At 63.0% G+C, this 15,012-nt stretch carries 11 protein-coding genes; 3 read left to right on the forward strand and 8 right to left on the reverse strand.

The window, feature by feature from the left end:
• The first annotated feature begins 47 nt into the window (after window positions 1-47).
• Window positions 48-1,691, forward strand: a complete 1,644-nt coding sequence (locus ABEA02_RS07830) for a sensor domain-containing diguanylate cyclase (protein WP_345532333.1) — start codon at window positions 48-50, stop codon at window positions 1,689-1,691.
• On the opposite strand, the gene ABEA02_RS07835 is transcribed toward ABEA02_RS07830, so the two are convergent.
• The 8 genes from ABEA02_RS07835 to ABEA02_RS07870 all read right to left on the reverse strand — a co-directional run bounded on the left by ABEA02_RS07835 (window position 1,692) and on the right by ABEA02_RS07870 (window position 12,825).
• Entirely contained in the window at window positions 1,692-3,881 is a 2,190-nt protein-coding gene (locus tag ABEA02_RS07835; protein WP_345532334.1) for a primosomal protein N', read from the reverse strand.
• 13 nt (window positions 3,882-3,894) lie between these two features.
• Window positions 3,895-4,236 (reverse strand): hypothetical protein, encoded by a 342-nt coding sequence (locus ABEA02_RS07840; protein WP_345532335.1) that lies wholly within the window; start codon window positions 4,234-4,236, stop codon window positions 3,895-3,897.
• Between the two features lie 216 nt (window positions 4,237-4,452).
• Window positions 4,453-5,595, reverse strand: coding sequence for a uroporphyrinogen decarboxylase (gene hemE / locus ABEA02_RS07845; RefSeq protein ID WP_345532336.1), 1,143 nt, complete (start codon window positions 5,593-5,595; stop codon window positions 4,453-4,455).
• Window positions 5,596-5,676: 81 nt separating this feature from the next.
• Complete coding sequence (locus ABEA02_RS07850) at window positions 5,677-8,052, reverse strand: fatty acid cis/trans isomerase (protein WP_345532337.1); 2,376 nt, start codon at window positions 8,050-8,052, stop codon at window positions 5,677-5,679.
• An 82-nt stretch (window positions 8,053-8,134) separates the two neighbouring features.
• Window positions 8,135-9,073 (reverse strand): hypothetical protein, encoded by a 939-nt coding sequence (locus tag ABEA02_RS07855; protein WP_345532338.1) that lies wholly within the window; start codon window positions 9,071-9,073, stop codon window positions 8,135-8,137.
• A gap of 103 nt (window positions 9,074-9,176) precedes the next feature.
• Entirely contained in the window at window positions 9,177-10,214 is a 1,038-nt protein-coding gene (locus ABEA02_RS07860) for a hypothetical protein (protein WP_345532339.1), read from the reverse strand.
• On the reverse strand, window positions 10,211-12,442 hold the full coding sequence (locus ABEA02_RS07865) for an FAD-binding protein (protein ID WP_345532340.1): 2,232 nt from the start codon (window positions 12,440-12,442) through the stop codon (window positions 10,211-10,213). Before ABEA02_RS07865 ends, ABEA02_RS07860 begins: the two co-directional genes overlap by 4 nt.
• Window positions 12,442-12,825, reverse strand: a complete 384-nt coding sequence (locus ABEA02_RS07870; RefSeq protein ID WP_345532341.1) for a DUF805 domain-containing protein — start codon at window positions 12,823-12,825, stop codon at window positions 12,442-12,444. The genes ABEA02_RS07865 and ABEA02_RS07870 overlap by 1 nt, the downstream gene beginning before the upstream one ends.
• A 217-nt stretch (window positions 12,826-13,042) precedes the next feature.
• On the opposite strand from ABEA02_RS07870, the gene ubiB reads away from it, so the two are divergent.
• Together ubiB and ABEA02_RS07880 are read left to right on the forward strand one after the other, a co-directional pair.
• Window positions 13,043-14,593: a ubiquinone biosynthesis regulatory protein kinase UbiB gene (gene ubiB, locus ABEA02_RS07875; protein WP_345532342.1), complete on the forward strand. Its 1,551-nt coding sequence runs from the start codon at window positions 13,043-13,045 to the stop codon at window positions 14,591-14,593.
• An 8-nt stretch (window positions 14,594-14,601) separates the two neighbouring features.
• Complete coding sequence (locus tag ABEA02_RS07880; protein WP_345532343.1) at window positions 14,602-15,003, forward strand: hypothetical protein; 402 nt, start codon at window positions 14,602-14,604, stop codon at window positions 15,001-15,003.
• Window positions 15,004-15,012 lie beyond the last annotated feature (9 nt).

Raw genomic sequence — 15,012 nt, forward strand, 5'->3', positions numbered from 1 at the left:
CACCTGGATCATGCCCGTGATCCGCCATACGTCCAGCTTCCCAGCCCATGAAGCCCTGTCTGAACGTCCTCATTGCCTGTTGCCATCTCTTCCTGCTCGCCCCCTGGCTGGCACAGGCACAGGCCACGGCCGATCTGGAAGCCGGCGCGACCTACCGTCAGCTCATTGACGGCACTTACGGCAGCACGGCACAACTCCTCGCAGAGCTTGACAGCCAGCCCGCCATCAAGGCGCCCAGCCTGTTCGGTGGCAACTACGTGCTGGATACGCGCTTCACGGTTCCCCCGGGTGAAGCCGGCAACTGGGTCATCGCAGTCGGCAACACGGTCGTCGAACAGTTGCGCTTTCACCTCATTGCTCCCGACGCCAGCATTCGCACCCGCCAGAACGGATACTGGTCTTCGCACCGATATCTGATGCACTACGGCGAACTGATGCGCCTGCAACCGGGGCAATACCGTTTGCTGGTGGAGTTCAGCAGCCCCTACTTCCGCTCCTACCCACATTTCAAGCTTTGGAAGGAAACCGACTACCTCGATCACGTGGCTCTCCGCAGCACCGTCGCACTCGGTTGCCTGGGCACACTGCTGGCGCTGGCCCTGTTCAATCTCTTCATGTTCGCCTCGGTACGCGACCGCAGCCAACTGCACTACGCCACCTACCTGCTTGCGTACGCTGCCGGTTGGGCTGCCGTCTTCAATCTGCCCGCCTCGCTGACTGCCCTGCAATGGCCACTGGGCTGGAACTACCTGCCCTTCTTCCTGCTGCCGGTTTTCAACACGCAGTTCTACCTGAGCTTCCTCAAGCTCGACATGCATCACCCCCAACTCGCCCGCTGGAGCCGCCTCAATTTTGTACTGCCCGCCTTGCTCGCACCCAGTTGCTTCATTGCACCCGCGTGGGCCCACTGTCTAGCCACCATCACCATCGCGGTATGGCTTGTGCTGGCACTGTGGAGTGGTATCGCAAGCATGAAGAATGGATACCGCCCAGCACGTTACTTCGTACTCGCGTTCTGCGCCTTGATCATTCCGGCCTGCCTGATCCTGCCGGCCAATCTCGGCCTGATGCCGGATCTCGTCGATAGTGAGCTCTTCACCCTGCTCGGTGGCACGCTCGATGCCCTGCTGCTCGCCTTCGCGCTCGCTGACCGGCTGCGACTGGCGCTGCAACAGAAAGACCTGTACCTGGAGCAGCTGAACCAGGCGCTGTTGCTCGCCAACATCGACAGCCTCACTGGTGCAGGCAGCCGCTATGCCTTCGACGCCTATCTCAAGAACGGTTTTGTCTACGCCTCCGAGCCTTCACCCAACGAGCACCTGCTGGTGCTCGTCGACATCGACGGCGTCAAAGTCGTGAACGAGCGCGAGGGCTACACCACGGGCGATCAGTTGCTGCGGGATTTCGCCGAAACGGTCTACGCCCGCCTTGAAGGCCGCGCGCAGGTGTTCCGTCTCGGCGGCGACGAATTTGCCATTGCTGCCTGCACAGCTGATCGCGACGGTATCGAAAGCCTGCTCGCCGAACTCCGGGACGGCCTGATCACCGCGCATGGCGATGCCATGGGTGTCTATGCAGGCTTCGCGCATTCACATGAAGCGGCCTCGGCCGCCATCCTCGTCACGCTGGCCGACACGCGCATGTACCTTGCCAAGTCCGGCAAGCAGAAGCGCCAGCTGCGGCTGGCCTGACTACAGATCAGCGGGGTCTACGTCGAGGTGCCAGCGCACGCCGCGTGGCACGCGCATGTCATGCAGAACCATCGTCCAGTTGTTCAACATGCCCTGCAGAGCGGGGCGTGAATCAGCCTCCACCAACAACTGTGCACGCTCCAGCCGCGCGCGTCGCACCAGGCGCATGGGCACCGGATCGAACAAACGAACCGGTGCATTCATCGCCAAGGCCTGCTCGCGCGCCTGCGCGAGAAATCCCATGGCCTGTTCCAGTGCATCTGCCTCGGCACGCAGCACGGCGTGAAAGCTGTAAGGCGGAAAACCCGCCTGCCGCCGCTCCGCCAGCTGCATGGCGGCGAAGCCAGGAAAGTCCTGCCCGACCAGTTTGAGGAATAACGGGTGTTCGGCAAACCCCGTCTGGATCAACACCTCACCGGGCAATTCTGCGCGCCCCGCACGGCCCGCCACCTGCATCAGTTGCTGAAAAAGACGCTCAGGCGCGCGGTAGTCGGACGAGTAGAGGGAGGCGTCGGCGCCCACGATGCCGACCAGAGTGAGGCGCGGAAAATCGTGGCCCTTGGCGAGCATCTGCGTACCGACGAGGATGTCGACCTCGCCCGCTGAGATCTGGTCGCGCACTACCTCCCACTGCGCCGGTGTCTTGATCGCATCGCGATCAACACGCAGGATACGCGCCGCAGGAAAGTACTCGCCAATGCGCTCTTCGAGCCGCTGCGTACCGCGCCCGAAAGCATGCACATCGTGACTGCCGCAGGTCGGGCAGCTGCGCGGCACTTTCGATTCGGCACCGCAATGATGGCAGCGCAAGATGGCATCGGCCTGATGGAACACCATGTTGGCCGAGCAATGCTCGCAAGCACTGATCCAGTCACACGAGGGGCAAGCCACGACCGGCGCATAGCCACGACGGTTGAGGAAGATGAGGCTCTGCTCGCCACGCTCCAGGCGCGCGCCGATGGCCGCCACGAGGCGCGGCGACAAGCCCTGATCGAGCTTGATGCGACGCGTATCGACAATGCGCGTATCTGGCGGCGATTCGGCGACGGCGCGGCGCCCCATCGTCAGACGCGTATAACGCCCGGCATCGGCATGCAGCCAGGTCTCCAGCGACGGCGTCGCAGAGCCGAGCACTATCGGCAGGCTCTCGTTGCGCGCCCGCCACACAGCCAGATCGCGCGCCGAGTAACGCAATCCCTCCTGCTGCTTGAATGATGCATCGTGCTCTTCATCCACGACGATCAACCCCAGTCGCGCCAGCGGCACGAACACCGACAGGCGCGTACCCAGCACGATGTCGACCTCGCCCTGCAAGGCCTGCACGAAACCACGCGAACGCGCACCGTCGGCCAAACCGCTGTGCAAAGCCACGATGCGCGCACCGGGAAACCGCCCCGCCACGCGCTCCAGCAACTGTGGCGTGAGACCGATTTCCGGCACCAGCATCAGCGCCGACTGGCCTCGTGCGAGCGTCTTCGCAATCAACTGCAGATACACCTCGGTCTTGCCACTGCCCGTGATGCCGAACAGCAGAAAACTCGCGAAACGTCCAAGCTCCGCCTCGACAGCGGCGACGGCTTCGGCCTGTTCGCTGTTGAGCGACATCACATCGAACGCGGTAATGTCACTGGCGGCCGCCACCACCTCAAGCCACCCCTTGTTGCGCGCGTCCCGCAGACCTTCGCTGGCCGCCCCCGGCAAGCCGCCCAACTGCGTCAGCATCGCGCCGCGGCGCATGGGCCCCGCGCTGGCCACCAGGCTCACCGCAGCAAGCGCGCGGGTCAGTCGCTTGCTTGCGGCCAGTGCGGTCCGGCCGGCAGCGGTAGCCGCCAGGATTGGATCGTCCTCGCGCGGCAAGCGCGCTGCGCGACGAATGCCAGGCGGCAAGGCAGTGGAAATCACTTCGCCCAGCGGATGCTGGTAATAGCGCGCCGCAAACTCGGCCAGCGCCAACCAGCTTGCGGGCAGTGGCGGCAGCTCGCGCAGCACCTCGCGCACCGGGCGCAGCTTGTCGCGTGGCGGAGCATCGGCGGGGTCCAGCGCGACGATCACTCCCGTCTTCTCTCCCGGGCCGAACGGCACGCGCGCGCACAGACCGACGCTCAGGCCCGCACCCTGTTCGCAAAGGTAGTCGAACAGCCTTGGCTTGGGCAAAGGCAAGGCGATCCGGACAATTCGCGCAGTGCTCATCCCGTCCGCTCGCTCAGAAATGACCAACTGCCGGACAGGACAAGAGCGCCAGATTGTCGCGGCTCATCAGCATCTCCGGCATGGGTGCTCTGCAGCAAAACGGCTGGCCTTGCGCCACGCCCCGCGTTCGCACCATGCAGCGCACGACAAAAACCTTTTCTTTCATCAATCTGGCGCGACTTTCTGATAAAGAAAATGAAGTTGAAGAGCCAAGCGCTTGCCGCATTTCTGCAATTTGTGTTTTCCACAGAACCTGTGGATAAAAATGTGGGGAAACAGGAATTGCGAGAATTGAGACAGCGTCTTGCACAAGGCTCGAATTTCGTGCTAGGGCTGCAAAAAACAGGGAAATCAATTACAAATCAACAACTTACAAAGAAAACAAACGGTGCGCCCAGCTGTTGACAAATCTTCTTGCTGGCGATCCGCAAAGTGTGCATAAGTCAGCAGGCCGCCAAGGGCCTACAGGCCTGCGTCATCAACTTGTCATGTTGTTTCAGGCGGTACAGGTGGGGCTTTTCGCCCCGCCCTGTCGTGACATCCTTCACGCGCCGCCCTCCAAGGGCAGGGCTCAGACCCGGACGATCAGGCTCTCCTCGTCTGGCGCCTCATCCCCATCCAGCAAAGGCGCCTGCTGATACGAAAAGGCCTGCGCTGCACGCATTGCCCGGCTGTGTTCATGAACGGTCGAGACCAGCACCCGCACATTGTCGTGGGGGGTGAATTGGGAGATGCCGTGGCCAAGATTGAACACGTGACCATGGTACGGACCAAAATCGTCGAGCACCCGTCGCGCTTCGCGGGCAACCCCCTCGGGGCTACCCATCAAGGCACCGGGGTCCAGATTGCCCTGCAGGGCAACGTGATGGCCAACGCGGGCGCGGGCCAGCGAAATATCAGTCGTCCAGTCGAGGCCCACGGCGTCGCAACCAGTGCGGGCAATGTCGTCGAGCCACTGACCGCCGCCCTTGGTAAAGAGAACCAAAGGCACCGCCTCGCCATCGTGTGTGCGGATCACGCCATCGACGATCTGCTGCAGGTAGCGCAGTGAAAACTCGCGGTACGCCGGTGTCGACAGCGCACCACCCCAGGTGTCGAAAACCATGACGGCCTGAGCACCCTGTTCGATCTGTGTGTTGAGGTAATCGATCACCGTGCGGGCATTGATGTCGAGAATGTGGTGCAACAGCTCGGGCTGGCTGTACATCAGCGCCTTGACGTTGCGGAAGTCATCCGAACCACCACCTTCGATCATGTAGCAGGCCAGGGTGAACGGGCTGCCGGAAAAACCGATCAAGGGCACACTGTTCTGCAGTGCCTTGCGGATGCCGCTGACCGCGTCGAACACGTACTGCAACGACTCCATGGGCGGCACTTGCAGCGCGCGAATGGCCTCGGCCGAGCGCAGTGGGCGCTCGAAACGCGGGCCTTCTCCCTCGGCGAAGTACAGCCCCAGCCCCATGGCGTCCGGCACCGTGAGGATGTCGGAGAACAGGATGGCGGCGTCCAGCGGGAAGCGCGCCAGCGGTTGCAGGGTCACTTCGGTCGCGAAGGACTGGCTTTTGCACAGGTCAAGGAAGCTGCCGGCGCGGGCGCGGGTTTCCCGGTATTCCGGCAGGTAACGGCCTGCCTGGCGCATCAGCCAGACGGGCGTGTAGTCGGTGGGTTCGCCCATCAGGGCGCGCAGCAGCGTGTCGTTGTTCGGGCGGCTCATGGCACGTCATCCCGCAGAAAAATCAGAGGCGGGATTGTACCGCCGCCCCCCTGCGCAAAGCAGCTTCCGCGCGCCGTCTGCTCAACGATTCTCCAGCCGGTTGAAATCGAACAGCCCGCCATCAATGGGGTCACGACGCAGGGCATCCGCGTGCACAGTGTCCGCAAAGGCCCAGAAACCGTTGCTGGTGCGACGCACGCCGAACCGGGTAACCAGCGCCTGGTAGTCCGCCTCACTCCGCAACCCGGCCACCGCCGCACGGAACACAGGCAGGTCAGCTGCCTCCACACGGAAGAAGGCATTCGGATACGCACCGACGTAACCCCGCAACACATCCAGCGAATTCTCCGCTGGCAGCAGAGCCTTCTCCTCACGCAACAGGCGCGTCGGATTGGCGCGCCCGGTGTTGCGCAACAGACTGACGCTCTCGACAGGCTGGCCGTTGCGCTCAACGCGGAGAAAGGCACTTTCGGGCATCCAGCTCAGGGCACTCCCCTGGACGCGCCCCAGCGTCTCCAGTTCGCGACGCAGGTTCAGATCCGTTACGCCGCTGAGCGCCTGGTCGGTCGGCGACACGGCCTGCAGCTTGCGCGCCAGCATGCCCATCAACTCCTGCTCCGGCCTTTCACCGCCCTTGAACGGCACCGCTGTCTCGGCGTCGAAGCGCGCGTACTTGCCATAGACCAGGTCCTTGATATCGTTATCCGCGCCGCGATACCAATCATCTCGTGCGGCCGCGCGGCTGGCTTTGGGCAGGAAGGTGAGGAAGTTGAACTCGCCCTCCATGCGCATGAAGTCCATGTACAGCCGCGTGTTGACCTGGTGGCCGACGTTGCCATACACATCGTAACCCGCCACCAGCAGGTAGTGCACGCGCTCCAGCAAGGGGTAACCGAACACCCATGCCGTTTTGGGTTTCTCGCCCACGGTACCCTTCAGCACTGTTGCGCTGTCGAAGTGGCGATAGACCGTCAGCGAAGCATTCGGATTCCGTCCGTCACCATCCCATAACTGCGACAGATTCGGCCCCGGTGCAGGCGGGGCGTAGACCTTGTCGAGGTAGGCCGACTTGCCCAGCAAGTACAGGCGCTCGTTATAGGCGTACTTCAGCCAGGGGGTGATCACCAGACTGTCGCTGCCCTGTGCCGCTGGCAAACCCAGATTGCGGCTTTCACGTTTCAGAAAGCCCACCTCGTCCTCGCCGAAATGTTCCGGGCTGAAGAAGAACACCCAGAAGTGATCGTTGATCACGTTGAGCGCCGTCTGCCCGCGACACACAGGCCCCTTGATGAAGCCCATGATGGTGAACTGCGCCTCATCGAGCATGAACTGATAGCGCGCCTTGAGCGGCAACTCGTGGAAAGTCTGGAAAGGGTTGGATGCCGTCTCCGGCGTGTACGGCGGCAGCGATTCAACACGATAGACGCCGCTGCCGTAGAACAGCTCGTTCCAGCGCTTCATGCGCGCCTCGCCCAACGCATAGGGCATATGCGACTTGTTCGAGATGGACTCGATGACTGGCACCAGGCGATACCACGGTCGCTTCACGCCCGGATCATCGAACGGCCGCCGGGTTGCAATCTCCTGCACAGGCTGCCCGGGCGGCGTGGTCGAGCGCACCATGCGGAAGAATCGACGGGGCTTGTCTGCCGGCCCGCTGACCGCCAACTCGTCATCGAAGTAGAGGTGCGCCAGGAACAGGTGCTCGTACATGTAACGGCTGACCAGTTGCTCACGCAGGCTGTCACCGTTGAAGTAGTTCTCCCACTTCGCCACTTTCTGCAGCGTCTCGGCCGGCAACACCGGCGCTCCCTCGTATGGCGCCCCCTGCGCCAGCCAGCGGCGCAGCGTGTACTCCTCGGCCGAACTCATCGCTGGCAAACCGAAAGGCATGCCCCACAAGGGGTTCTTCTGTTCGTAGGACTTGACCTCTTCGGGCGCGGGGCAAACCTGCTCGCGCCCCAGCGACAGATCGAGACTGTCGGGCACGGGCGCATCGGGCACCAGGGGATGACGCCCTTTCATGTCCAGCATGCGCGCCAGCGTCGCCACCTGCAGTTCTGCAGCGGGCGCACCGCGGTGTTCGTTCAGCACCGGGAAGAAGCCCTTGCTGCGCCACTCGGAAGGCTTCTGCGCATCGATGTAGAGGCGCGACGGCACGGCCTCCAGAAGCCGCGCACCGTTGTACACGGGCTCCTTGCTGGCGCCGCGCACCACCCCGTCCCAGGACGACAGCTTGAGCTGGCACGGCGCATCGTTGCAGGCATGGCAAACGACGCAACGCTGATCGAGGATAGGCTGCACATCGCGGTGATAGAGCAGATCGCCCGTCACCGGTGTTGGCGTATCGAAACGCTTCGGGTCAGACGGGCCGAACAGGGCCTGCAGGTCTTCGCGTACCAGGCCGGCGGCGCAGCCGGCCAGCAGCAACATCAACACAAGCCACCAACGCCGCATGGGTTACCTCCGGAAAGTCTCCCCCTCAGCGTACCGCAGAAGGCCTGTCGCATCATGACAATGACGCGACGGACTCATCCGATCAATATGGCTTGAACACCACCGCGTCGTCGACCGCATAGAAGCGGCAGTCCTTGCCCTTCTTCTGGCAAGCCTCCATCGCCTGTCTGTAGGGCAGGATGTCCTGTGCGTCGGCCGAGTAACAACCACCTGCTTTGGAAACCACGAAGGCGCGCGGTTTCTCCATGCGGAGGAAGGTTTCGTAACGCTTGCCGGCACAGTTATCAGACAGCGTTGGCACTGCGGGACGATCCTGCAGATCGGCCACCCCGCTTGGAGCGGGCACCTTGATTTCGTCAAGCTCCTGCAGACCGGGATGCGTGAACCGCTCCCTGGTCGTAATGATCCCGACACTCAGCGCATCGACGTCCGACAAGGCATCACAGGCGGGAATGAAATCCCCTTTCTCACAGCCCATGAAGCTGCCTTTGGAAGTCTTGGCGTCGGGATGAAAAACCAGCAAAGACGGGCGCTCACCTTTTTCCGAGTCCAGCGCAAAAACATATCGCGCCAGATACCTGTACGGAATGTCTGCAGCGGACCGGAAGAACTGCACGTCAACATCCGCCGCCTGGCCTGTTTTCGCCAGAATTGACGCGCTGATATCAATGAAGCTCGCCTCAAGCCGCGTACCGGCCGAGAACATGCGCTGCTTGCCGAACAAGAACATGCGCACACACATGTAGCTACACTGTCCGTGCACCACCGTCGTCAGCTTGGCGCTCCCTACAACGTCAGCCAGATGCCGCGCCTCATACCCGCCGCGCCCCGAAACCCCACGAAAAACCAGATTGCGCACCTCGGGCACCAGCTGGTCTTTCAGTTGCTCGATATCGGCGGTCTCGACGGGCCCAGACAGAATCAGGGTGTCACCAAACCGGGTGTAGGTCATGCCCGAGCTCACCAAAGGCATGGCTGCAAACATCCCCAGCACCACCAGGCGCCACAGCAGCTGCTTCATTTCGTCTCCCATTTGCTTGCGGTTTTTTCTGCAACACCTGCCGATCGTCCCCGGCAGTGTGCGGTGCGCAGCATATCGTCATCCGGCCAGGGCCGGCACTGCCCTAATAGTCGTGGAGATGTTCGAGGCGCAAACCCTGGGTATCCAGATCGCGCAAGCTCTCGGCCAGTGCGCTGATCGGCACACTGAACACGACCTGCGTGACGCGTGGCTGGGTCAGTACAGGCTGCCGCAACAGCACCGCCCCTTTGCGGGGTTTCCAGTCCTGCCCCGCAAGCACGCTCAGGAGGATCGGTGCCTCCGGCCCGTTGCCTGCTATCTCGACGAAGTTCGCACCGCTGCGCGCAATTGCGGTCGATATGATGGAGAAGGCCGCATGGCGTGGCACGAGCAAGAGCTGTCCGCCTGTCTGGTAGCTGCGCAGACGCTGCATCTCTGGCCATGCGCCATCGATGCGATCGAGCCAGCGGTCCACCACGATTGCGGTGGTCGGCTTGTCTGATGAAGCACTCGCGGGCGCGACCAGGCGAACAAGCTGCGCGCAGAGCCCCTTGGCAAGGTATTCCGTCGTCAGCGCGTACTTGCGCTCCCACTTGCGCAGCAGATCCGGCCCCCATGCGCCGGTATCGCGCCAGACGGCAGCCAGCTGTGCGAAGAAATCGAACTCGTACCACGGCCGCGTGCGGATGAAGTCGGCGTAGTCCTGCGCCACTCGCGCGGCCAGCGTCTCTTCGGCAGTCGGCGCCACGCCGCGCGTCAGCTCGGCCAAGCGCCCTGCCGTGAGTTCGTAACCGGCACGCAGGCTGTACTCCACGCTGGTGCCGCCAGCCGTCGCTAGGTTCGTCAGGTGGTAACCGGCATTGGGTGCGGAACGCGCATCACGCAACTGCGCCCGGGTAGCCGCCGCGTAACTACCCCACAGCTGCCCCACATGCCCCAGCCAGGGGAAGTCACTGGGTTTGCCGTCATGCGACAGATAAGCCGCGAACTCCGTCGGACTGTGCACGCGATACCACTCGGGGACACTCAGCCATGTCTGTTCCAGCCCGCGCCGATGTTCGAGCGGCGCCAGCGGTGCCGCCACGGCCTGCGTCAGCATCACGACGCAGAGCAGACACAGGATGCGCCACAGCGCCTTCATGACAAGCCGCGCTTGGTGAAAGCCATCAACACATTCTGCGTCGGATCGCGCTGCTGGCGCAGTCGCGCACCGGTGTCGCCGAAGCCCGCGGCATCGAGGCGCTGCACCCAGTCGCTGATGGCGCGGAAGTGGCGCGGCTCGTCGAGGTTGTGTTCCCAGCTTTCACCACGGCCAAGGTTGGACACCGTGTGCGCCAGCGACACCAGATCATCCAGCGCCGGCGTCGTCACATCATGCTCGCGCAACACGAAGAGACCGCCCGGCCGCAGCACGCGGTGAACCGAGGCAAGGAAGGCCGAGAGGTCAGCGGGATTGATGCGGTTGAGGCCGAGGTAGCAGCTCACCATGTCGACGCTGTTGTCGCGCACGAGATCTGGCGGAATCGGTGCATGGTCGTCGAGCGGCGCATGGCGGCCAATCTTCGCAACGCCTCCGCGCTCCATGATGTCGGCTGCCGTGCTGCCGGGCGCCTCGTCTGCGAGCAAAAGAATCTCGCCGCGAAAGCGGATCCTGCGCCGCAGGGCACTGATGTAGCGCCCTGTCGTGCCCACCTCGATATAGCCGCTGATGTTGCGTCGCTCACCGAGCAGCTGAAGCGTCTGCGCGAGCACTTCGCTCTTCTGCTGGCGCAGGGCCGGCCAGGCAAAGCGCAGGTCGGCGAGGAAGGGCCGGATCTGCGACAGACGTTGCTGCACGCTGCGATAGATTGACGCGTCGTCCTCGTGCTCACGGCAGGCGTCGCGAATCAGCGTGTGCAACCGTGCTTCCGGATAGAGACGGAAGATGCTCTGCAGGAAGCGGAAGAAATCATCGCGCGTGCCGACGTCGGCATACACACGACGGAACAGCGAGGGTGAAGGTTCCGGCGTTTCGACCACGCCGCGCAGCCCTGGCGCGTAGTACTTGTCCCACAGCAGGTTGCGCAGGCGATAGTCGGGGTCGAGATCGCGCTTCAAGGCGAACAGTTCGCGCGCGCGCGGGTAGGCCTGGTGGAACTGCTCCAGCGTCGCATGCGGCTGGTACGGCAGGTAGTAGGTGCCGCCCACACTCAGCACAGCGTCGATGAGTTCGCGCGTCCACACAGCGGTTGCCGCCAGGGCGCTGGAGACGACCGGCTGCTTGTAGCACAGCACCAGCGCAAAGGTCTCACCGCGCGCCCAGGCCATCAGCGAGCCGCTGTCGGCTGCAGCATGCTGGATGGAGATGCTGAGCACGTCAGCCTTGAAGCGCTGCAGCACCTCAGCCATCTTCGGCACGAACTCATCCAGCCTGCGTGCCGGCACGAAGTACTCCTGCATCAGCCAGGTCTGCTGCTTGCGCACATAACGATCCAGCACAGCGACGTCATGGCCGGCCTCGTAGTTACGCCAATGCACGGGCCGACCGACAGCCAACGGATCGATCAGGTGCTTGCGCCGCCACTTGCCCAGCGGCGTCGCAGCCACCGCCTGCTGCGCGTAGCGCAGCAGGCGGTGGTTTGCGCGGTAAGGTTGCAGACGATGCGGCACCGTGACCGGACGCTTTGTCTCGCTCCAGGTGACGGCCCTTACGCGACCGAAATGCGGCGGGTGGATGTCGGCATGATGGAAGACGCTGCCCGGCGCATTGCGCACGTTGCGGCCAAACCATTCGGCGTACTGGTCGACACGCATCTCGCTGACGCGACGTTCGACACGGCAATTGTCGACCAGCTGCAGCTCGGCTTCGACGATGATGCCGATCGCGCCATAACCGCCGATGACGGCGTTGAAAATGTGTTCGTTGTGCGTCGGGCTGGCATCCACGACCTCACCCTCCGCCAGCACCAGGCGCAGCTTGCGCACCGACAGGATCAACGGCCCGAGGCCCACGTATCGCCCGTGCGCATTCACGGACAACGAACCGCCGACGGTGAAGTTGGCATAGGTCTGCATGATCTGTACCGACAGACCGTGCGGATCGATGAACTTCTGGATGTCGCACCAGCGGATGCCGGCCTGCACACGCAGAATCTTCTCCTGCGGCGCAAAGAACAGCACCTTGTTGAGCTGGCGCATGTCCAGATGCAGGCTGCCCTGACTGGCCGTCTGCCCGCCCATGCTGAAGTGACCGCCGCCGACGGAAATCGGCACCGCCGTCCGGCTCACGGCCTCCTGCACTTCTTCTATGGAGGTCGGCGTGCTGACCACCCACACCGGCACCGGGTTGAGACCACTGACGTCGTTGATGAAGGATTGCGGCGCGTTCATCAGGCCTGCACTCCCGTCACCGCGACCTGCAGGTAGTCGGCCCCGCGCTGCAGGACGTCGTCACCGTACTGGTTCTCGCCCTGCGAACCGCGCCAGCACAGCAGCACAAGTGCCAGATACAGCGGCCCGAACAAGGGGATCAAGCCCCACAACAGGCTCAGCAGCGAGCGGCCATGGTCATGCAGTCGCTTGGCGACAAGGGCCAGCAGACACCAGGCGGCCGGCGGGTAGAGAAACAGGGTGCTCTGGCTGCCGAAGCGCGCTTCGAGGAACACGAACAGCACCGTCGTGACGCAGAACCAGGCGAGGAGGGAGAGGTTGAATGCGGCGCGCGGCAGGCGGCCACGCAGAGACAGGAACCGGGCCCGGAAGGACATCGACATGCGCCACCTTTGTACGAGTTGTCACGGCAGTCTTGCAGCTGCGATTGTGCCAGCTACCGGAATTGGTGCAAGCCGTTCTGCAACAAAACAAGGACTGAGTGCTGAGTACTGAGGACTGAGCGCTGGGGAGTGACTCGGCACTCAGTCCTCAGTACCTCAGCCCTCCCGCGCCCCAGTGCTAACATCCGGCCTTTCCAGCCTGCCTCATCGCCAACCCGTGCGCCTCCTCCGCCTTGCCCGCATCAGCTCCGTCGGCCTCCGTCATGGCCTCGACCAGATCCTGGTCGACCACGCCGCCACGACACGCGTGGGCTCGTGGCTGCGCCGCCTGTTGCCACAACGGCGCTTTGCCGAGGCGCCCGAGGTACGGCTGCGCCTGGCGCTGGAATCACTGGGGCCGATCTTCGTCAAGTTCGGCCAGATGCTGTCGACGCGACGCGACCTGCTGCCCCCGAAGCTGGCCGACGAACTGACCCGCCTGCAGGACCGCGTGCCGCCCTTCCCCACCGACGAGGCACTGGCCAGGCTCGAAGCCGAGTACGGCCGCCCGGTCAGCGAGGTCTTTTCGCGCTTCGACATGACGCCGGTCGCCTCGGCTTCGGTCGCCCAGGTGCACTTCGGCGCCCTGCCGGATGGCACCGAAGTGGCCATCAAGATCCTGCGGCCGGGCATCGAAAAAATCATCGCCAACGACATCGCCCTGCTCGAAGCCGCGGCCAGCCTGCTCGAAAAACTGTGGGCCGACGGCCGCCGACTCAAACCCCGCGAAGTCGTCGCAGAGTTTGCGAAGCACCTCGAAGACGAGCTGGACCTGATGCGCGAGGCCGCCAACTGCTCGCAGCTACGCCGCAACTTCAAGGATTCAACCCTGCTGCAGGTACCCGAGATTTACTGGGACTATTGCGGCAAATCGGTAATGGTCATGCAACGCATGCATGGCGTGCCCATCTCGCAAACCGACACCCTGCAGGAACGCGGCGTCGACCTTCGCCAGCTGTCACGCGCTGGCGTCGAAATCTTCTTCACCCAGGTTTTCCGCGACGGCTTCTTCCACGCCGACATGCACCCCGGCAACATCCTCGTCGCCACCGAGGGCGCCAAGCGCGGCCAGTACGTCGCACTCGACTTCGGCATCATGGGCAGCATGACCGACCGCGACAAGCAGTACCTCGCGCAGAACTTCCTCGCCTTCTTCCAGCGCGACTACAAGCGCGTCGCGCAAGCCCACCTCGACGCCGGCTGGGTGCCGGCCGGCACGCGCGTCGACGAATTCGAATCCGCCATCCGCGCCGTATGCGAGCCCATCTTCGACAAGCCGCTGAAAGACATCTCCTTCGGCAAGACCTTGTTGCGGCTCTTCCAGACTGCCCGCCGCTTCCAGATGGAAGTGCAGCCGCAGCTCGTGCTGCTGCAGAAAACCCTGCTCAACATCGAAGGACTTGGCCGCCAGCTCGACCCCGATCTGGACCTGTGGGACACCGCCAAGCCCTTCCTCGAGCGCTGGATGAGCGAGCAGGTCGGCCCGCGCGCACTACTGCGCCAGCTCAAGGAAGAAGCCCCGCAATGGGCCATCACCCTGCCCCAGCTGCCGCGCCTGCTGCACCGTGCGCTGAATCAGGATGCGGATGAGATTGCACGCAAGGTCGTGATGGTGACCGAGCACCTGCAGGCACAGCAGCGGCTGAATCGACGACTGATTGTCGCGCTGATCGTGCTGGGTGCAGCGGCACTCTGGTTGCTGCTAGGTGATTTGCACATCCTGCGCTAATTGCATACATGTACGCCTCAGTGCCAGATTTTCGTGTGCTGTTCTCTGTATTGGCTTTGGCCATGGTCTCAGCCTCCTTTGTCTGCGCCATCCTTGTACGCTCTCTGACAAGCTGTCTCCTACTGAAAACCAGTTACAAGGTAAACACACCTCGCTTTCTTCTTTTATTTGCCACGCCTTTTTTGGCAACAGCGGTCTTTTTTGCGACCCAGTTTCTGGGATACACCGCTCAGATCCTGATGTTTTTTGTAGCGACTTATTACATCTTCGCAAATGAAGATCTGCGCAAAACCCATCCAGGCAAATCAGTGGCAATTTCAGCCGGAATGGCGGTCACTTGGGCGGCAGCATGGATAGGTATCGCGTATTCAATCGCGTTGCTTTTGCTTTATCTAGCGACTCGCTCATAGCTAGCCCCC

The sequence above is a fragment of the Viridibacterium curvum genome, assembly GCF_039544165.1.
Classification (GTDB): domain Bacteria; phylum Pseudomonadota; class Gammaproteobacteria; order Burkholderiales; family Rhodocyclaceae; genus Viridibacterium; species Viridibacterium curvum.